We start from the raw sequence: 20,512 nt of genomic DNA on the forward strand, positions 1-20,512 counted from the left end.
AGCCCCCCGTTGACCTACCTTACCTCACGCCAGCGCGATGTCGGGGGCGTCCTCGGCCTTCATGCCGATGACGTTATACCCGGCGTCGACGTGATGGATCTCACCGGTGACGCCGCTCGCCAGATCGCTCAACAGATACAGCCCTGCCCCGCCGACATCGTCGATCGTGACGTTGCGGCGCAGCGGCGAGTTCAGCTCGTTCCACTTCAGGATGTAGCGGAAATCGCCGATGCCGCTCGCGGCCAGCGTCTTGATCGGGCCGGCGGAAATGGCGTTCACCCGGATATTTTCCGGCCCCATGTCCATCGCCAGATATTTGACCGACATGTCGAGCGCCGCCTTGGCCACGCCCATGACGTTGTAGTGCGGCACGACCTTTTCCGACCCATAATAGGTCAGCGTCAGCAGTGACCCGCCGTTCGGCATCAGCGCCCGCGCGCGCTTGGCGACGGCGGTGAACGAATAGACGCTGATGTTCATCGTCATCAGGAAATTGTCGAGGCTGGTGTCATAGTAATGACCGCGCAGCTCGTTCTTGTCCGAAAAACCGATGGCATGAACGACGAAGTCGATCGTCGGCCAGCGCGCGGCGATCGTGTCGAACGCCGCGTCGAGCGCGCCCATGTCGGCGACGTCGCATTCGATCAGGAAGTCGGAACCCAGCTCGCCCGCCAGCGGACGGACGCGCCGTTCCAGCGCCTCGCCCTGATAGGTGAAGGCTAGTTCCGCGCCCTGCGCGGCAAGCTGCTTGGCGATGCCCCAGGCCAGCGACCGATCATTGGCGAGTCCCATGATGACCCCGCGCTTGCCCTGCATCAAACCGTTCACGCGACTTTCCCTTTTTCGTCTGTAGCCGCATCCTCTAGCGCAGGGTCGGGCGTTTCCGCCAGCGCCGCGTTCAATTCGCCGCCGATCACCACGCCAAGTCCGACGATGTAGAAGAAAAACAGCGCGATCATGACCCCGGCAAGGCTGCCATAGGTGCGGTCATATCCGCCCAGCGCGTCGATCGCCAGCGGCAGCAGCTGCGTCGTGCCGATCCAAACCGTCGCCGTCGCCACCGCCCCCGGCCATTTCGGGCAATTCGACGTCCGGTATTTCTTTGGGCTGAGCGAATAGAACAGCGTGTAGAGTGCGACGAACAGCGCCAGTGCCGGAAACAGCTTCGCGATCGACAGATAGGCCGCATAGGGCTGCAGGAACGGCAGCACCCGGTAGATCAGCTGCTCGACGCCCACCAGCACGACCTGAAGGCTGAACGCGATCATCAGCATCAGCACCGATCCGACGATCAGCCCGATCGATCCCAGCCGATATTCCCAGAAGGGCCGCGAAAACGGAATGCCATAGGCCTGCCGCAGGATCGACCGCACCGTTTCGATGAAGCCCGTCGTCGTCCACAGCCCGACCAGTGCGCCCAGCCACAGCAGCGATCCCGACCGTGCCTGCAACACGTCGAGGATCGGCTGTTCCAGCACCACTGCCACGTCGCGTGGCACGGTTTCGAGGAACGCGGTGACCGCATGGATGCTGTCGCCGCTGCGCCCGACCGCGCGCGCGATCGCCGCGGCGACGATGAAGAACGGGAACAGCGTCAGCAGCGAGAGATAGGCGAGATTGCCGGCATGGGTGAAGCCGTCGTTGAACGTCCCGATCGCGACACGCTTCACCACCTCGATCGCCCGTGCCGAGGGGCGCAGGCGCGACAGGGCGGGTCGGCCCCGGTGGTGGCGTACCTCGGGACTTTCCGGGGACGGCTGATTCATGCAATGCGCTCCGGCCGGATCAGGACCGCATCAAACGCCGAAGCGTGCGCGCGGGTCCGTCGTCCGCCCGTCCCACCCCTCGACGAACGCCGTCAGCGCGGCGTCGTCGGCAGGCAGATCGACCATCAGCGTCACCAGCTGATCGCCGCGCGTCCCGTCCTTGCGGTGGAAACCGCGCCCTTTCAGCCGCAGCGTCTTGCCCGAGGTCGCGCCCTTGGGCACGCTCAGCATCACCGCGCCCTCGACGGTCGGCACGCGCACCTTGGCCCCCAGCACCGCCTCGGCCAGATTGACCGGCAGGTCGATGCGGATATCGTCGCCGTCGCGGGTATAGAAACGATGCGGTTCGACCTCGATCGTGACGATCGCGTCGCCCGGCCCGCCCGGCCCCGGATCGCCCTTGCCGCCCAGCCGCATCTGCGTGCCGCCCTCGACACCGGCGGGCAGTTTCAGGTCGATCGTCTTGCCATCGGCCAGCGTGATGCGCTGCGGGCTGAGCGTCGCCGCATCCTCGAACGGCACCTTCAGCTTGTAGGCGACGTTGCCGCCCTTGGGCTGGGGACGCCGGCCGAAGCCGCTCGCAAAGCCGCCATTGTTGCTGCGCCCGCCGAACAGCCCCTCGAAAATATCCGAAAAGTCGCCGCCCTGCGCATCATTGCCCATGTCGAAACCGCCGCGACCGCCCGGCCCGGCCCGGAAACCGCCCGGAAAGCCACCAGCCCCGCCGCCGCCCGCCCCATGGCCGAACGGCGACGCCGGATTGCCGTCGCCATCGATCTCCCCCCGGTCGAAGCGCGCGCGCTTGTCCTTGTCGTTCAGCAGGTCATAGGCCTGCGTGACCTTCGAGAACCGATCGGACGCGGCCTTATTGTCCTTGTTCCGGTCGGGGTGCAGCTCCTTGGCGAGCTTGCGATACGCTTTCTTGATATCCGTCTCGGTCGCGTCGCGCGCTACACCAAGCGTTGCATAGGGATCAGCCATGGTCCGGTAGCTAGGGCGCTACGCGGCGCTCGGCAATGGTCCAAACCCGCGAAACGGAAGCAAAACGACCCCCGGTTCAACGTCGGTTCACGCACGCGGCGGCACCGGGAGCCCCTGGCTGCGTTGGCAGCGCGATCTTCCCCTGGAGAACCGGCCCATGATCCATGTCCCGATGTCCCGTCGCCGCATCCTCGGCGCGACCGCGCTGATGCTGCCGGTCGCCATTCTCGGCGGCTGCGCCACCCCGTTGGGCAGCTATGGCGTCGAGGAGGGCGTGCGACGGTTGCTGACGCTGTCGAGCCAGCGCGCGTTCGAACGGCTGATCCGGCCCGGCGGCTTTTACGACGATCAGCTGACCCGGCTGACGCTGCCGGAAACCGCTGGGCAGAACAACGTGCTGGCGGCGGTGCTGCGGACCAATGCGGTGCGCTCGCGGATCGCACTGGCGCTGAACGATATCGCGGTCGATGCCGCCGATCGTGCGACGCCGGTGGTGCTCGATTCGATCCGCGGCCTGACGCTGGCCGATGCGGTGGCGGTGCTGCGTGACGGGCCGACCGCCGCCACCGACCTGCTGGCACAATCGGCGCGGGGCGCGGTGATCGACGCGATGTTCCCCGAATTTTCGCGCGGCCTTCGCTCCGATACCGCCGAAATCCTGTCGGCGATCGTCGCGGCGCAGACCGGCATCGATTACGGCGCGTTGGCGCGCAGCGCCGCCGATCAGGCCGGCAACGCCATCTTCCGCGCGATCGGCCGCGAAGAGGCGGCGATCCGTGCCGATCCGCGCCGGACCGGCGATCCGGTGCTGACCGCGCTGCTGCTCGGCACGCGCTGACGCTTGGCAAGGGCCGCGGGCGGGCGGATAAGCGCGCGATGACCGCGCCCGCCCCCGCCCCGCCCGCCACCGAGTTCGATGTCGTGATCGTCGGTGCCGGGCTGTCGGGCATCGATGCCGCCTATCACCTGCAAACGCGCTGCCCCGACCTGCGCTACGCCATCTTCGAGGCGCGGGGGGCGATCGGCGGGACATGGGACCTGTTCCGCTATCCGGGCGTCCGGTCGGATTCCGATATGCACACGCTCGGCTTTCCGTTCCGGCCGTGGCGCGACCGCAAGACGATCGCCGCCGGCAACGACATCCGCGAGTATATCGAGGATACGGCGAAACTGTTCGGCATCGACCGGCATATCCGGTTCGACCACCGCATCGTCGCGGCGGAGTGGTCGTCGGCGGATGCGCGCTGGACGCTGCGCTGCCAGGCCGAGGGCGGCGACCATCTCGTCCGCTGCCGGTTCCTGTTCATGGGATCGGGCTATTACGACTATGCCGGCGGCCATGCCCCGCAGTTCGACGGGCAGGAAAGCTTTGCCGGGCGGATCGTCCACCCGCAGCAATGGCCCGCCGATCTGGCGGTATCGGGCAAGCGGATCGCGGTGATCGGCAGCGGTGCCACGGCGGTGACGCTGGTGCCCGCGCTCGCCGAACGGGGGGCACAGGTGACGATGGTCCAGCGATCGCCAAGCTATATCGTCGCGCATCCGTCGCAGGATGCGCTCGCCGACCGGCTGTATCGTTGGCTGCCGGTCGCGGCGGCGGGGCGGCTGGCACGGTGGAAGAATGTCGCGATGGGGCTGGCCGCGTTCCAGTTTTCGCGCGCCTGGCCCAAGCGGATGCGGGCGTTCATCCTGAAGGGCACGCACGCCGCGCTGCCGCAGATGGCGGACGTCGACCGGCATTTCACCCCGAGCTACGACCCGTGGGACCAGCGGCTGTGCCTCGTGCCCGATGCCGATCTGTTCCGGGTGCTGAACGACGGGTCGGCAGCGATCGTCACCGACACCATCCGGCGTTTCACGCCCGAGGGGGTGGAACTGGAATCGGGTGCGCAGGTTGCGGCGGACGTGATCGTCACCGCGACGGGGCTGAAACTGCACCTGATGGGCGGGGTCGCCATCACGGTAGATGGCGTGCCGTTCGCGGCGCAGGACCAGATAATCTACCGCGGGATGATGGTGTCGGGCGTGCCGAATCTGGTGTTCGCGATGGGCTATACCAACGCGTCGTGGACGTTGAAGATCGATCTCGTCTCGCGGCGCATGTGCCGGGTGCTCGACCACATGCGGCGGCGGGGCTATGCCTATTGCGTGCCCGCCGCGCCCGGCGCGGCGATCGAACGGCGGCCGCTGCTCGACTTCAGTTCGGGCTATGTCCAGCGGGCAGAGGCGCAGCTGCCGGGACAGGGATCGCGCAGCCCGTGGCGGTTGCGGCAGAATTATTTCCTCGATTACGCGGCGTTCCGGTTCGGACGGCTGGAGGATGGCGTGTTGCAGTTCCGGAAAGCGACGAATCACGACCGGGACCGGAAGGCGGCGGAGTAGAATCCGTCCGGAAACCCGCGAACAAGCGCGTTTCCGAACAGCGTCTCAGGACCGATCGACCTTCACCGAAACCCACGGAATTTCGTCACTCCTGCGCAGGCGGGAATCCATCGACGCCGACGGTTCGGCTGGATCCGCGACGCTGGCGTATAGGGACTCCCGCCTGCGCGGGAGTGACTAAAGGGGAAGGCACGCCATTCCTGTACCCAGCGAACTGAATGTCGATCCCGTCTAAAGAACGGCCGCCTGTTCAAGCGCGGTCACGTCGCGGTCGTCGGCCAGCTCGATCCGGTCGCGGCCCGCACGTTTCGCGCGGTACATGGCAAGGTCGGCGCGGTGCAGCACGGCGGCGGGCAGTTCGTCGCCGGTCGCCGCCGCGACCCCGCCGCTGATCGTCACGCGGATTTCCACGCCGTCCACCTCGATCACCGCGCGCGCCACCGCCTGTCGCAGCCGTTCGGTGATCGTCGCCGCATCGCCCAGACCACTGTCGGCGAACAGGATCGCCAGTTCCTCGCCGCCATAGCGCGCAACGCAGTCGACCGCGCGGACACCGCCGGCGACCCGCGCCGCGACCGCCTGTACCACGATATCGCCGGTATGATGGCCATAGCCGTCGTTGACGCGTTTGAAATGATCGATGTCGAGCATCGCCACGGCATAGCCGCCGCCGCTGCGCATCGCCGTCTCGCGCGCCGCCTCCAGCCGGGCCAGCAGCGTGCGGCGGTTGGCAAGTCCGGTCAGCGGATCGGTGCTGGCCAGCTGCGACAGGGTGACGTTGGCCGATCGCAGTTCGCCAGTACGCTGTTCGACCATCCGTTCGAGCGCGCGGGTCCGCTGGCGCAGGACCATCGTGCGGACATGGACGATGCCGAACACCCCGGCCAGCCCGACGATCGCCATCGCCAGCCGCACGAACCATAATTCATGCCACGCGCGCGCGACGATCAGGTCGACCGACGTCGTGACCGTGCGCGGATGGACGCCGGGAATCTGCGCCTGCAACTGCAACACGTACTCGCCGCCGGGCAGGTTGGTGTAGATCGCGGTCGCCGGGACCGAGTCGGGCAGGTCGACCCAGTCGGTATCGAATCCGTGCAACCGGTACCGGTAATGTACCTCCTGCGGCGCGGCATAATCGGTCAGGGCAAAGGCGACGCGCAGCGCATGGCCATCGCTGCGGATCGCCTGCTGCCCGGGAAACGGGTTGAACGGCAGCGTGTGGCCGTCCTGTTCGATATCGGTCGGGGCCAGCGTCGGCGATCGGCCGGACTGTGCGGCCAGCATCCGGTCGGGCCGCAGCACCAGCAAGCCGCCGGTCCCGCCGAACAGCAGGTCGCCATCGCGCGTCATCGCGGCGACGCGCTGATTATACGCGTCGGAGGGGAGACCATCGCGCCGGCTGACCACGCGCACCCGTCGCCCCTGCGGATCGAGCACCGAAATGCCGGTGGCCCCCGTCGTCCACACCCGGCCGCGCCGGTCGGGCAGGACCGCCGCGACATTGTCGTTGGCCAGTCCCTGCGCCTCGGTGATCGCCCGGAAGCGCAGCCCGCCTGGCGTCGCCGTGCCGCACGCGACCCCGCCATAGGTGCCGACCCATAGCGCGCCGCCCGACGGCACGATCGACCCGGTATAGTTTTGCGGCAGGCTGGCCGGATCGGCCGGATCGTTGCGATAGACGACGAAACGCCCGGTCGCCGGATCGAAGCGGCTGAGCCCGCCGGGCGTCGCGATCCATGGCCGGCCGTCGCCCGGATCGACGATGTTGATGACTTCGTTGTTGGCGATCGTGGTCGGATCGCCATCGGCGTGACGATATTGGCGCAGTTGCCGGGTACGCGCCTGCCAGACGAACAGGCCCTTATAGGTGCCGATCAGCAGCAGGTCGCCCGACCGCGCCAGCGAGATCACCGGCAGGTCGTCGGGCAGCGGCACCGCGACTGGTCGGGGCGTCAGCGTCGCCGGATCGATGGCGACGATGCCGCGCGCCCCGACCAGCACCGTCCCGTCGGGCAGTTCGAGAAACGCCTTCACATCCTGTCCCGACTGTTCGCCGGACAGGCGCAGATGGCGGACGGTCCCGCCGGCACGATCGATCCGGTCGATCATCCCGTTGCTGAGGCCGATCCAGATCCGGTCGCGGCTGTCGACCATCAGCCCGCGCACGTTGCGATCGGCCAGCGACCGGCGGGGATCGGGCATGGCGTTGGTCACGGTAAAGATCGAATCGAGTGTCGGGTCGGTATGCGACGCGCCGACGTCGGTCGCCGCCCATAACCGGCCGGTCCGGTCGATCGTCACGTCGCGCACCGTGTCGCCGCCCAGCGACGCGGGATTGGCGGGGATATTGCGCATCGCGCTGACGGTGAACGGGCCGCGCGTCGAAATGCGCAGCAGTCCCATGCCATCGGTCGCGGCCCACAGCGTCCCGTCCGGCTCGGTCGCAAAGGCGCGGATGGTCCGGTGGCCGATCAGCGGCGCGTCGCCCGACAGCAGGCGCGGCTGCACGAAGCGGCCATCGCTCAATTGCACGAAGATGCCGTGCGCGCCGGTACCGATCCAAAGGCGGCCGAATCGCCCGCGCTGGATCGCCCAGACATCGCCGATCTCCGGCGTGGCGACCCGGGAAAAGGCGCGGTCCTGCGGCCGGCGGACGAACAGCCCCTTGTCCCCGCCGGCAAAGATGGTGCCGTCGGCGTCGCGGAAGACGGCAAAGGCACCGCCGGCCAGATCGCTGCCGGGCTCGATCAGCGACACGACCCGGTTATGCCGCGCGTCATAGCGGAACACGCCATGGTCCGATGCGATCAGCGCCCCGTCCTGGCCATCGGACGCCAGCGCGAGGATGCGGGTGCCGATGCCGACCCCCGCCGCCCCCTGCAACGCGACGAACGCGTTCGAGACGGGATCGAAGCGGACCGCGCCGCCGACATTGGTACCGACCAGCATCCCGCCATTCGACAGCGGCAGAAGTGCCCGGATATAATTGTCGGGCAGGCTCGTCCGATCGCGCGATACCTGTCGAAAGACCTTCAGCCGTTGCCCGTCATACCGGGCAAGCCCGCCGCGCGAACCGATCCACATCAGCCCGTCGCTGCCCTGCACGATCGCGGTCGTGGTGGCGTGCGGCAGTCCGGACGTGGCATCGAGCGTCAGGAACCGCGCGGTGCGCCAGCCCTCCCACGCATCCGCCGGCGCGGCCGCCGATACCGGCCGGGCCACGCCAAACGCCACGAGAAGCAAAATAAGAAGGAAAAAATGCCGCATCAGGGTTCCTGTGCGTCTTCTTATCCGTGCTTGCTTGCGACCTGCTTAACGCGTCCATACTTGATGAAATTATACGGTAAACCATTCCGCCCGCGTTGCCCGGGCGGGGCAGCGCGGCCACCCCGACCGCCGCATACCGGCGATCGGGGTGGCTGCCTCAGCGCGTTTGCATGCGGATACCGACGCGGAAACGGCGGCCCAGCAGGTCCGAATAGGTCGGGTTCGCCGCCAGTCCGGTCTCCGGCAGCAGCAGCGGCCAGCGATCGAACAAATTGGTCACGTTGACGAAGAACTGCGCCTCCGCCCCGTCGAAGCGAACCTTCTGGGTGAGGTTCAGGTCGGCATAGAAGGTGCCTGAGACGCGGTTATCGTCATAGGTGAAGAAATTCGCGTCGTTCGGCGGGCAGGCGGTCGAACATTCGATGCCGTTCGCGGCATAACGTCCCGCGCTCACCCCGCGACCGACCGCGGTGATCGAGAAGTCGGGCGTGTCATAGGCGGCACTGACGCGGTAGATCCATTTGGGCGTGCTCGACTGGCCGCCATTCACTCCGACCGAATTCAGCACCACCGTTCCCGGCACGCCGTTGTTGAGCAAATTGTCGATATAGCGCGTGGCGATACCGCGCACGCTGAAACTGCCCTCCGCCTTGGCGAACAGCGTATCGAGGGCGAGGCGATACGAGGCATCGATATCGACCCCCTTCACCAGCTGGCTCGCGGCGTTGAACGGCTGGCTGCGGATCAGCAGATAGGGTTGCGCCGGATTCTGCGTCCGGACCGGATCGACCGAGATCGCGTCGCAGAACGACTGCTGATCCTGCAGATAGCACAGGTCCGCGATCTGCTGCGCGCTGAACGTCGTGATCGCCTGCTTCACGTCGATGCGGAAATAATCGACCGACAGGTTGAAGCCCGGCAGGAACCGCGGCGCGACGACGACGCCCGCGTTCCACGAATCGGCCTTTTCGGGACCAAGCGCGCGATTGCCGGTGACGAAGCCCGAATAGCTGAACGTCGCCGGCCCGTTGGCACCGTCGGCGGTATAGATCGGGTTGCGGATCGCATCGCTGTTGGCCGAGCCGCCCTGGAACAGGTCGTTGAGGTTGGGTGCGCGGATGTCGCGCGAGCGGGTGGCGCGGAAGCGGATGTCCTCGATCGGCTGCCACGTCGCGCCCGCCTTCCACGTCGTGACATAGCCCGCGGTCGAATAGCGCGTCGCGCGGGCGGCACCGTTGAATTCCAGCCCCATGCCGAGCGGGACGACCGTTTCGACATAGGCTTCCTTCACGTCATATTCGCCATTGGTCGGCAGGTAGTTGCCGACCGACCAGCGGTTCGACGTGATCGGGCGGCCATTGGCGTCGGTCGAGGAAACCGGCTGGAACTCGGCCGGCACCGAACCGCGAATCTTCTCCTTGCGATATTCCGCGCCCAGCGCGACGCTGACATCGCCCGCCCAGGTGGCGAACGGCGTGACCGAGACGTTGAAGGCGGCGTTATATTGCTCGATCAGCTCGTCGCGAAACGGATTGCCGAGGATATAGGCGAAGGCGGCGGGGTTCGCGACGCCGACGCCCAGCCGGTTCAGCGGCACGCAGGCCGGGTCGTTGTTGTTCGGGTTGGCGTCGACGTTGATGAGGCACTGGATCGATCCAGCGGCATAGCCGGCGGCATTGCCAGCAGGCGCGAAGACGGCGGCGGTCGCGTTGTTCATCGCCGCATTGTTCATGATGTTGCGCAGCTGCGAATGCTGGTCGGTACGGCCATATTGGCCATAGAGGTTCCACGTCGCCCGCTTGCCGAACACTTCGGTCGAACCCTCCGCCCCGATCGCGTAGCGTTGCACTTCCCGCTCGTTGTCGACGGCGCGGAACGGCAGGTCGGCGGCGGTCGTCGCCAGCGTGACGCCGGTGACACCAGTCAGCGCCGCACGCCCGAGCGCATTGTAGAGGAACGCGTTGCAGGTGAGCGGCGCGGTGGCCGACGTCGCCGCCGCCGCGCAACCATTGGCGTTGAGGGCGACGCCGGTCGACAGGTTCGGCCCGGCGTTGAAGAAGATCTTCTGCTGGTTGTATGCCCCTTCCGCGAACAGCTCGACGCCGTCGGCGACTTCGTAGCTCAATCGCCCGAACACGCCGTGGCGGTCGTCGCGCGGGTCGAGGCCGATGCGGCGGCCCGAATCATTGACCTGCCACGACCCCCCTTGCGTCAACGTCGGCGGGGCACTGCCCGTCGCCGAGGGGAAGGTCAGCGCGCCATATTGATAGCGCAGGACCTGCCCGCCATCGCCGAAGTACAGGCCGCGCAGGCTGTTGGCGGTGGTGCCCGCCGACGCGGTGATGAGGCCGCCCGGCGTCGAGTTGGCAGCACCGACCTGACGGCGGATCAGGTAACGCGGCGTCGTGCTGGTGGTGGTCCAGGCGGGGTCCTGGATGCGGACATAGCCGGTCGCGTTCCAGTCGCGATCGACCTGAAAGATGCCGTCGCGGTGCGCGACCTCGCCGCTGAGCAACAAATGCCCGCGCCCCTCGCCGAACGACCAGCCGCCCGCGACGCTGATCGAATAATTGCCGCCATCGCCCTTGTCGGTGATGCCGCTGTCGATCGCGACCTTCAGGCCGGTATAGTCCTTGTCGAGCACATAGTTGACGACGCCCGCGACCGCGTCGGAGCCATAGGCCGACGACGCGCCGCCGGTGACGACCTCGACGCTTTTCACCAGCGCCTGCGGGATGGTGTTGACGTCGACCAGTCCGGTCACGGTCGAGCCGACCGACCGACGTCCGTCGAGCAGCACCAGCGTCCGCTCCGACCCCAGGTTGCGCAGGTTCATGGTGTTGATGCCCGCCTGCCCGCTCGACAGGTTCAGCCGCGAGTTCGCCGGCGTGAAGCCGCCCGCCAGCGCCGGCAGCTGGTTCACGAAATCGGCGATGTTGTTCGACGGCGAACCGTTCTGGATGTCCTGCTGCGTCAACACGGTCAGCGGGGTCGGTGCCTGAAACCCGTCGCGGACGACGCGCGATCCGGTGACCAGAATGTCGGGACCGCCCTCCACCTGCGGTCCGGCAGGGGCCTGCTCGACCGCGACCGGATCGGCGCTTTGCGCAAAGGCCGGCGCGGCGACGCACAGCGCGACCAGGCTGGAGGCGCGGGCAAGGGCAGGCAGATACCGCCGAAAGTGCATCGAAGTCGTCATAATGGCCCCCTATGGCCCCGGTTCGGGCCGATACATTGACATTGCGCTTTCCTGCGGCATCCGCCGACCCGGTCGTTCGCGCGCCGGTCGTGTCGGATAGCGGCGAAGCTGCGCGTCGGCAGGGATGCGCGTCAAGCGAGACGTGATGCTATCGCTTCAGCAGGGCATAGACGAGTGTTATGGTTTGGTGACCGACTTCCGCTTTGTCACCCTGGGAATGACCCGGGTCCCGCTTTCCTCGCGAGAAAAAGAAGCGGGACCCCGGATCGAGTCCGGGGTGACGTTGTGGTGATTGGCTTGCCCACTGCCGATATCCTTGGGGAGTATGCGAGCGGCGTGCCGCTGCCATAAACGCGCCCTATGGGCCGGGACGTGCTTGTCATACCTGGAGCGGCGGGGGCTGGCATAGGATCGACGAGCTGCTCTCTTCCCGATTAAGGATTCCGCCGCGAAACGGACGTCATGACGCGCAACCATGCCGTACCCCCGCGCAGGCGGGGGTCCAGAGCCAAGCAGAACAGCGGCTTGTGGCAGTAACCCTGGACCCCCGCCTGCGCGGGGGTACGATCATGCGGACGTTCGCCGAACGATCCTGACACGGAAGGGGAGCGGAGAATGCAACGCAAGGGACGCCGATGATGCACCGCCGAGCCTTTCTGACCGGATCGGCCGCCGCACTGGCGCTGACCCCGTTCGCGCTGGAGGCGCGCGGCTTCGCCCCGCGCGGCGACACGCTCACCGCACCGATCGAGATCGTCGACGACGTCCATGGCGTGCCGCATATCCGCGCCGCGTCGATCCCCGACGCCTTCTACGGACAGGGCTATGTCGTCGCGCGCGACCGGCTGTTCCAGATCGACCTGGCGCACCGCCGCGAACTGGGCCGGCTGGCCGAGGCGTTCGGCGAGGATTTCGCGAGGCACGACGCGACCGCGCGGCTGTTCCACTATCGCGGCGACCTGACCGCCGAACTGCGCCGCGTGCCCGGCGACGTGCTGGCCTGCGCCCGCGCCTATATCGCCGGGATCAACGCCCGCATCGACGAGGTGCTGGCCGATCGCACGCTGCTGCCGCAGGAATATGCGATCCTCGGCGTGACCCCGATCAAATGGGCGATCGAGGATATGGTGCTGGCGCGCGGCAGCGCGATCGGCAACGCCGATGACGAGGTCCGCCGCGCACAGCTGGCGGCGATCGGGCTGCTCGACCTCGACGCGATCGTCGCACCGTTGCGCCCCGCGTGGCGGATGACCGTCCCCGCCGGGCTGGACGTGACCGCCGTGTCGCCCGCCGATCTCGGCGTGTTGCGACAGGGCGGCCTGCCCTTCGGTCCCGATACCCCGGTCAACGATCCCGCCGAAGGTACGGCAGAGCGCGCCAATGCCGGCAGCAATGCGTGGACGGTGGCGGGCAGCCGTACCGCGACCGGACGCCCGATCCTCGCCAACGATCCGCATCTGGGCATTGGCGGGTTCGGCCCGCGCCATGTCGTGCATCTCAGCGCACCGGGACTGGACGTGATCGGCGGCGGTGCGCCGGGCCTGCCGGGGATCATGCAGGGCCATACCGATCGCTTCGCGTTCGGCCGGACCAATTTCCATATCGATCAGCAGGACCTGTTCATCCTCGACCTCGATCCCGCCGATCCCGAACGCTATCGCCATGCCGGCGGGTGGAAACGGTTCGAGCGGGTCGAGGTGGCGATCCCGGTCAAGGGTAGCGCCCCCTATGTCGCGACGCTGCGCTATTCGGTGCAGGGACCGGTGGTGATGCACGATCCGGCGAAGCGGCGGGCGAGCGTGCTGGCGTCGATCGCGATGCTGCCGGGCGGCGGCGGATCGTTCGCGATGATCGCGATCAACCTCGCCCGCGACTGGGCATCGCTGCGCAAGGCGTTCCGCCTGCATCCCTCGCCGACCAATTTTCACTATGCCGATATCGACGGCAATACCGGATGGCAGGTGATCGGCTTCGCGCCGGTGCGCAAACAGGGCGACGGACTGCTGCCGGTGCCGGGCGACGGACGGTTCGACTGGACCGGCATGACCGATTTCACCGCGCTGCCCAACGAATACAACCCGGCCAAGGGCTGGTTCGCCTCGGCCAACCAGAACAACCTGCCGGCAAACTGGCCGCGCGACCGCATCCCCGCCTTCTCGTTCCGCGCGCCCTATCGCTATGAACGGATCGCCGACGTGCTGGCGGTGCAGCCGAAACACAGCGTCGCCGACAGCGTGGCGCTGCAATTCGACACGCTGTCGACCCCCGCGCGACAGCTGGTGGCGTTGCTGCCGGCCACGCCCTCCCCCGCTGGCGATATGCTGCGCCACTGGGACGGGCGACTGGCGGCGGACAGCGGTCCGGCGGCATTGTTCGAAATCCTGTGGCGGGACCTGTCGCAGCGGATGCTGGCGACGATCGTCCCGGCCCGGGCCAAGGCGCTGGTGACCGAGATCGATCCGTCGGTCCTGCTGGAACTGCTACCGCAGCATCCGGCGATCGTGCGCGATGCGCTGGCGTCGTCGTGGGAGACGGCGCAGGGCCTGCTCGGTCCCGATCCGGCGACATGGCGCTGGGGGCGGTTGCATCAGGTCCGCATCGCGCATCCGCTGTCGCGCATTCCCGCCATCGCCGCCGCCTTTCCCCCGATCGAGGGCAGCGGATCGGGCGGCGACAGCTTCACCGTCATGGCCCGCTGGCTGGGCGACGGCCCCGGCTGGCGCGTCGGCGGCGGGGCGAGCTATATGCAGGTCATCGATGTCGGCGCGTGGGACAATTCGCTGTTCCTGAACCTGCCCGGCCAGTCGAACGATCCGCGCTCGCCTTATTATCGCGACCAATATGCGCCGTGGATCGAAGGGCGGATGCGGCCGCTGCTGTTCAGTCGTGCCGCGATCGATGGCCAGGTCGCGCGCCGGATGACGTTGAAGGGAAAAAGCCGATGACCCGCCTGCCGCCGATCGCACTGTGCGCGCTGCTGATCGGCGCCGCGCCGGGTGCCGATATCGTGATCCGGGGCGGCACCATCCATGACGGCAGCGGCGGCAAGCCGATCACCGGCGATGTCGAGCTTCAGGGCGACCGCATCGTCTATGTCGGGCGGTCGCGGGGTACACGGGCGGCGCAAATCGTCGATGCACGGGGGCAGATCGTCGCGCCGGGCTTCATCGACGCGCATACCCACCCCGACAGTTACATCCGCTCCCCTGACGCGACGGCGCGGCTCAACCTGCCATGGCTCGCACAGGGGGTCTCAACGATCGTGATCGGCGTCGACGGCTATGGCACGCCCGACGTCGCGGAAGATGCGGCGGCGCTGACCAAGGCGGGCATCGGTACCAACGTCGCGCCGTTCGTCGGCTTCGGCGCGGTGCGTGGGCGCGTGCTGGGACAGGACGACCGCGCCCCCTCCCCCGCCGAACTGGCACAGGAAAAAGCGCTGGTGGCAAAGGCGATGTGCGCGGGTGCGTACGGCCTGTCGACCGGACTGTTCTACGCGCCGCAAAGCTTCGCCAAAACCGACGAAGTGGTCGCCGTCGCGCGCGAAGCCGCGATCCGCGGCGGCATGTACGACACGCATCAGCGCGACGAATCCAACTACACGATCGGCCTGCTCAACTCGACCCGGGAAGCGATCGAGATCGGGCGTCAGGCGGGGATGCCGGTCCATTTCGCGCATCTGAAAGCCTTGGGCGTCGACGTGCAGGGCAAGGCACCCGAGCTGATCGCGGTGATCGAGGCGGCACGCAAAGCCGGGCAGAACGTCACCGCCGACCAATATCCGTGGCTGGCATCGGGATCGAGCGTCGATGCGTCGCTGGTCCCGCGATGGGCCAATGACGGCGGTTATCCGAAGCTGATCGCGCGATTCGACGATCCGGCGACGCTGGCCAAGATCAAGACCGAAATGGCCGAAAATCTGCGCCGGCGCGGCGGCAAGGAATCGCTGTTGCTGACCAGCGCGGACATGCCATGGACCGGCAGGACGCTGGGGCAGATGGCGGCGCTATGGGGCATCGATCCCGTAGACGCCGCTATCCGAATCCTGCGCGTGGCCGACGCGACGGGCAAGGAACCCGCCGGCGTCTCGGTCGCCAGCTTCAACATGATCGACGCCGATGTCGACCGGATCATGCGCCAGCCATGGGTGGTGACCAGTTCGGACGGTTCGAACGGCCATCCCCGCCAGTACGCGACCTTCCCCCGCAAATATCAGGTCTATGTCCGCGAACGAAAGGTGCTGACGCTCGGCCAGTTCATCCGTCAGTCGACCGGTGCCACCGCCGACATGTACCGGATGGACGGGCGCGGCTATCTGAAGCCCGGTCGCTATGCCGATGTCGTAGTGTTCGATCCCGCAGGCTACGCGCCGCGCGCCGATTACGTGAACCCGAGGGTGCCGAGCGTCGGGGTGAAGGCGCTGTTCGTCAACGGTCGGCTGGCGCTGAAGGATGGTGCGACCACCGGGGCCGCACCGGGGCGGGTGTTGCTGCGTCCGACGCCGGCGCAGTGTCCGGCGACCTGACTCCCCTCCCTGACAAGGGAGCGGTTGGGGGTGGGTAGGGTTCCGCTGGATGCACCCGTCCCGGCCTGAACGGGCCAACCCACCCCCGACCCCTCCCTTGTCAGGGAGGGGAGAGGCAACCCCACATAACCCCCATCTATAGGTCGGCCCGTCAGCACGATATGACGCTGCCCCCGCCCCGGCCCTATCCCATCGTTCCGACCAGGCAGCAGGTGCGCGATGATCCCCGGACCCTTTCTCCTCTATCTCGGCCATTCCGACGACGCGGTCGGTATCAAGACGTCGCGGGGGGTCGCGGCATTCCGGCCGGACGATTGCGTCGGCGAATGGCGGCACGACGACTGCCCGCTCACCCTCGGCCTGCCGCGGATGGATGCGGCGGAGGGACGCGCGGCCGGGGCCAACACCCTGATCCTCGGCATCGCCAATGCCGGGGGCACGATGGGCAACGCGCTGGTCGAGGACGCGCTGGCAGCGATCGCGGTCGGCATGAACATCGCCTCGGGCCTCCACCAGCGACTGCGCGACGTGGCCGAGATCGTGGCGGCGGCAAGGCACGCCAACGTGCAGTTGTTCGACGTGCGCGATCCGCCCGCCAACCTGCCCATCGGCAATGGCAAACGCCGCGCGGGCAACCGGCTGCTGACCGTCGGCACCGATTGTTCGGTCGGCAAAATGTACACCACGCTCGCGCTCCACGCGGCAATGGTCGCGCGCGGGATCAAGGCCGATTTCCGCGCCACCGGGCAGACCGGCATCCTGATCGCCGGCTCCGGCGTGCCGGTCGATGCGGTGGTCGCCGACTTCATCTCGGGCGCGATCGAGACGATCACCCCGGCGCGGGACGATGACGGCTGGGACCTGATCGAAGGGCAGGGATCGCTGTTCCACCCGTCCTTCGCCGGGGTGTCGACCGGGCTGCTCCACGGCGCGCAGCCGCGCGCGCTGGTGCTATGCCACGATCCGTCCCGCGACCATATGCGCGGCCTGCCGCATTACACCCTGCCCGACCTCGCCACCTGCCTCGCCGCCAACCTGTCGGTCGCGCGGCTGACCAGTCCCGACGTGCAGGCGGTCGGCATCGCACTCAACACCGCGAAGCTCGGCGAGGACGAAGCGCGCGCGCTGTGCGCCGAAACCGGCGCGGCGCTCGGCCGGCCGTGCACCGACCCCTATCGCTTCGGCGCGGACCCGATCATCGACTGGATGCAGACATGCTTCGACATCTCGACGTCGCCCATGACCGTTTCGGCCTGAGCACCCCGTTCCGCATCTCGCGCGGCGTCAAGACGGCGGCCGATGTCGTCACGGTGACGATCGCGCAGGGCGAGGCGATCGGGCGCGGCGAGGCGGTGCCCTATGCCCGCTATGGCGAGGGCATCGACGACACGCTCGCCGCGATCCGCGCGATCGGACCGCACATCGCCGCCGGCGCGACCCGTGCCGACCTTGCCGCGCTGCTCCCCGCCGGCGCGGCGCGCAACGCGGTCGACTGTGCGCTGTGGGACCTCGAAGCGCGCCTCGCCCAAACCAGCGTCGCCGCGCTGGCGGGAATCGCGGAGCCGGTCGCCCTGCCGTCCGCGATCACCATCGGCCTCGACCATCCCGATGCGATGGCCCGCGCGGCGGCGAAGGTCGCCCATGTCCCGCTCCTGAAGATCAAGGTCGACCGCACCGACCCCGCCGCCCAGATCGCCGCCGTCCGCGCCGCCGCGCCCGCCCCCCGGCTGATCGTCGACCCCAATGAAAGCTGGACGATCGAAACGCTGGAGGCACTCCGTCCCCGCCTCGCCGAATGGCGCATCGACCTGCTCGAACAACCGCTGCCGGCGGGCGAGGACGCCGCGCTGGCCGGGTTCGACAGCCCGGTGCCCGTCTGCGCCGACGAAGCGCTCCACACCGCCGCCGATCTCGACGCACTCGCCGGCCGCTACGCCGTGGTCAACATCAAGCTCGACAAGACCGGCGGCTTGACCGAAGCACTGGCGCTGGCGAACGCGGCACGCGCAAAGGGGTTCGGGTTGATGGTCGGGTGCATGGTCTGTTCGTCGCTGGGCATCGCCCCCGCGATGCTGCTTGAGGCACAGGCCGCGTTCGTCGATCTCGACGGGCCATTGTGGCTGAGCGCGGACCGCCCCGGCGGCGTCATCGACCGTAACGGCATGTTGTCGCCGCCCGCCCCCGGTTTCTGGGGCAACCCCGCCTGATGCGCGGCTGGTTCGCGATTCCGTTGTGGAAGCGCGTCGTCGGTGCGCTCTTGCTCGGCATCGCGATCGGATTGCTGTGGCCGGCGGGCGCGGCGGCGATCAAGATCATCGGCGACCTGTTCGTCCGCCTCATCAAGATGCTGGTCGTACCGGTGGTGCTCATCACCATCGCCGCCGGCATCGCGTCGCTCGGCGATCCGCGCCGGCTGGGCGGGATCGGCGGGCGGACGGTCGCGCTGTTCGCCTTCACCACCATGCTCGCGGTATCGATCGGCATGGGCTTCGGCCTGTTACTGCAACCGGGCGACGGCATCGTGCTGGCCGGGGTCGCGCCGCATGTGCTGGGGCCGCCGGTGACTCCCGCCGACCAGCTGCTCGGCATCGTGCCGGTCAACATCGTCGAAGCGCTGGCCAAGGGCGACATGCTCGCTATCATCTTCGTCGCGGTCCTGCTCGGCATCGCCAGCATCGTGTCGGGCGAAGCCGGCAAGCCGGTCGTGGCACTGTTGCAGGGGCTGGCCGCCGTCCTGCTCCACCTCGTCCGCATCGTGATGGAGGTGACGCCGTTCGGCGTGCTCGCGCTGATCGCCAACGCCGTCGCGGCCAACGGCATGGCGGTGTTCGTCCATGTCGGCTGGCTGGCGCTGTGCGTGATCCTCGCCTCATGCACGCAAATGCTGGTGGTTCATGCCGCGCTGCTCCGCTTCGTCGCAAGGTTGCCGGTGGTACGGTTCTTTCGCGGAATCGTCGATGCGTTGGTCGTCGCCTTCTCGACCGCCTCTTCGTCGGCCACGCTGCCGGTCGCGCTGCGCGTGGCGCAGGACCATCTCGGCATCGCCCGCCCGATCGCCTCGACCGTCCTGCCGCTGGGGGCCAGCATCGGCAAGGACGGGACGGCAATGTATGTCGGACTGCTCGGCCAGTTCGCGTTGCAGGCGCTGGGCATCGTTCCCGACGCATGGATGCTGGGCGTCATGCTGCTGACCGGCGCGCTCGCCGCGTTCGGGACCGCGCCGGTGCCCTCCGCCTCGCTGTTCATGCTGGCGGCGATGCTGGGCGCGGTCGGGGTCGGCGCGGAACAGACCGCATTGGTCGTCGGGCTGGTGCTGCCGTTCGACCGGCTGCTCGACATGACGCGGACGGTCCCCTCGGCCAGCGCCAACCTGACCGTCGCGACGCTGGTTGCGCGCGCCGAAGACGGGCTGGACGAAGCGCGCTATCGGGGCCAAGCGGTCACATGAACCTGCGCCACATCGAAATCTTCCACGCCGTCTACGTCAACGGATCGGTCAGCGCGGCGGCCCGCGCGCTCAATATCTCACAACCCTCGGTGTCGAAAACGCTGCGCCATGCCGAGACGCTGCTCGGCTTCGAACTGTTTCAGCGGACCAACAGCCGGCTGGTCCCGACCGAAGACGCCCACGCCCTGTTCGGCGACGTCGCCGATATTCAGGAACGGGTGCGGGCCTTGCGCGAGGCGGGCCGCAACCTGCGCACCGGCGGCGGCGCGACGCTGCGCATCTCCGCCCTGCCCAGCCTCGCCCTCGGCGCACTGCCGACCGCCGTCGCACGGTTCATGGCGAAGCGTCCCGGCGTCCGCTTCGACCTGCAAACCGTCCATCACGACGACCTGCTGCGCAAACTCTACGAACGCGAAACCGATATCGCCATCGCCGCCGAGGTCCCGCGCGGCGCACCGCTGGGCAAGATATGGCTCGGCGAAGGCGAATTGGTCGCGCTGTACCGCGAAGCCGACCTGCCCGACGCTCCGCCGCGCATCGAACTGCCGCAACTGGCCGGGCGGCCGTTCATCACGCTCGCCGCCAGCGGCCCGATCGGCCAGCTGTTCGCGCAGGAACTCGACCGGCTGGGGCTGGAACTGCACGACATCGCGTCGGCCCGCACCTTCTACATCGCCGCCGCGCTGGTCCGGGCCGGCGTGGGGTTGAGCGTCGTCGACAATTTCACTGCCGAAGCGTCCCTTTCCGACGGTCTCGCGATGCGGCCGTTGAAGCCCTCGCTGACCTTCGACCTCCACGCCATGCACCTGCTCGACCGCCCGCCCAGCGCGCTGGCCAGCGAATTTCTGGGCGTGTTGCGGGAAGTGATCGAGGGGCCGTAAATTTCCCTCTTCCGACGGGAGAGGGAGGGAGCGGCGAAGCCGCGGAGGGGTGAGGGTGAT

Annotated in this window: 13 protein-coding genes; 8 read left to right on the forward strand and 5 right to left on the reverse strand. The window is 68.0% G+C overall.

Annotation, left to right across the window (positions count from 1 at the left end):
- Window positions 1–24: 24 nt before the first annotated feature.
- From fabI to ASE70_RS17250, 3 genes are read right to left on the reverse strand one after another with little or no spacing between them, the layout of a single operon-like run.
- Entirely contained in the window at window positions 25–828 is an 804-nt protein-coding gene (fabI, locus tag ASE70_RS17240; RefSeq protein WP_056402821.1) for an enoyl-ACP reductase FabI, read from the reverse strand.
- Window positions 825–1,766 carry a YihY/virulence factor BrkB family protein gene (locus tag ASE70_RS17245; RefSeq protein ID WP_056507495.1) on the reverse strand — a complete coding sequence of 314 codons (942 nt, stop codon included), beginning with the start codon at window positions 1,764–1,766 and terminating at the stop codon, window positions 825–827. The genes fabI and ASE70_RS17245 overlap by 4 nt, the downstream gene beginning before the upstream one ends.
- A gap of 30 nt (window positions 1,767–1,796) precedes the next feature.
- Window positions 1,797–2,747, reverse strand: a complete 951-nt coding sequence (locus tag ASE70_RS17250; protein WP_056507498.1) for a DnaJ C-terminal domain-containing protein — start codon at window positions 2,745–2,747, stop codon at window positions 1,797–1,799.
- Window positions 2,748–2,919: 172 nt separating this feature from the next.
- Between ASE70_RS17250 and ASE70_RS17255 the strand changes: the two genes are divergently transcribed.
- Together ASE70_RS17255 and ASE70_RS17260 are read left to right on the forward strand one after the other, a co-directional pair.
- A complete protein-coding gene (locus ASE70_RS17255; RefSeq protein ID WP_162236003.1) occupies window positions 2,920–3,585 on the forward strand; it encodes a DUF4197 domain-containing protein in 666 nt (221 codons plus the stop codon).
- 38 nt (window positions 3,586–3,623) lie between these two features.
- Entirely contained in the window at window positions 3,624–5,129 is a 1,506-nt protein-coding gene (locus ASE70_RS17260; protein ID WP_056507501.1) for a flavin-containing monooxygenase, read from the forward strand.
- 231 nt (window positions 5,130–5,360) lie between these two features.
- Here the strand turns inward: ASE70_RS17260 and ASE70_RS17265 are convergent, their stop codons facing one another.
- Together ASE70_RS17265 and ASE70_RS17270 are read right to left on the reverse strand one after the other, a co-directional pair.
- A complete protein-coding gene (locus tag ASE70_RS17265; protein WP_235520028.1) occupies window positions 5,361–8,366 on the reverse strand; it encodes a ligand-binding sensor domain-containing diguanylate cyclase in 3,006 nt (1,001 codons plus the stop codon).
- A 190-nt stretch (window positions 8,367–8,556) separates the two neighbouring features.
- Complete coding sequence (locus ASE70_RS17270) at window positions 8,557–11,598, reverse strand: TonB-dependent receptor plug domain-containing protein (RefSeq protein ID WP_056507505.1); 3,042 nt, start codon at window positions 11,596–11,598, stop codon at window positions 8,557–8,559.
- A gap of 635 nt (window positions 11,599–12,233) precedes the next feature.
- Between ASE70_RS17270 and ASE70_RS17275 the strand changes: the two genes are divergently transcribed.
- The 6 genes from ASE70_RS17275 (at window position 12,234) to ASE70_RS17300 (ending at window position 20,452) form a co-directional block, all read left to right on the forward strand.
- Window positions 12,234–14,543, forward strand: a complete 2,310-nt coding sequence (locus tag ASE70_RS17275) for a penicillin acylase family protein (RefSeq protein ID WP_056507508.1) — start codon at window positions 12,234–12,236, stop codon at window positions 14,541–14,543.
- Window positions 14,540–16,123, forward strand: coding sequence for an N-acyl-D-amino-acid deacylase family protein (locus tag ASE70_RS17280; RefSeq protein ID WP_056507510.1), 1,584 nt, complete (start codon window positions 14,540–14,542; stop codon window positions 16,121–16,123). Before ASE70_RS17275 ends, ASE70_RS17280 begins: the two co-directional genes overlap by 4 nt.
- A 219-nt stretch (window positions 16,124–16,342) precedes the next feature.
- Window positions 16,343–17,380 carry an N-acetyltransferase DgcN gene (gene dgcN, locus ASE70_RS17285; RefSeq protein WP_056507512.1) on the forward strand — a complete coding sequence of 346 codons (1,038 nt, stop codon included), beginning with the start codon at window positions 16,343–16,345 and terminating at the stop codon, window positions 17,378–17,380.
- Window positions 17,338–18,330 carry an N-acetyl-D-Glu racemase DgcA gene (gene dgcA / locus ASE70_RS17290; protein WP_056507514.1) on the forward strand — a complete coding sequence of 331 codons (993 nt, stop codon included), beginning with the start codon at window positions 17,338–17,340 and terminating at the stop codon, window positions 18,328–18,330. Before dgcN ends, dgcA begins: the two co-directional genes overlap by 43 nt.
- Window positions 18,330–19,571: a dicarboxylate/amino acid:cation symporter gene (locus ASE70_RS17295; protein WP_056507518.1), complete on the forward strand. Its 1,242-nt coding sequence runs from the start codon at window positions 18,330–18,332 to the stop codon at window positions 19,569–19,571. The genes dgcA and ASE70_RS17295 overlap by 1 nt, the downstream gene beginning before the upstream one ends.
- The gene (locus tag ASE70_RS17300; protein WP_056507521.1) at window positions 19,568–20,452 is read left to right on the forward strand and encodes a LysR family transcriptional regulator; all 885 of its coding nucleotides are present in this window, start codon (window positions 19,568–19,570) and stop codon (window positions 20,450–20,452) included. Before ASE70_RS17295 ends, ASE70_RS17300 begins: the two co-directional genes overlap by 4 nt.
- Window positions 20,453–20,512 lie beyond the last annotated feature (60 nt).

The sequence above is a fragment of the Sphingomonas sp. Leaf22 genome (genome assembly GCF_001421715.1).
GTDB lineage: Bacteria > Pseudomonadota > Alphaproteobacteria > Sphingomonadales > Sphingomonadaceae > Sphingomonas.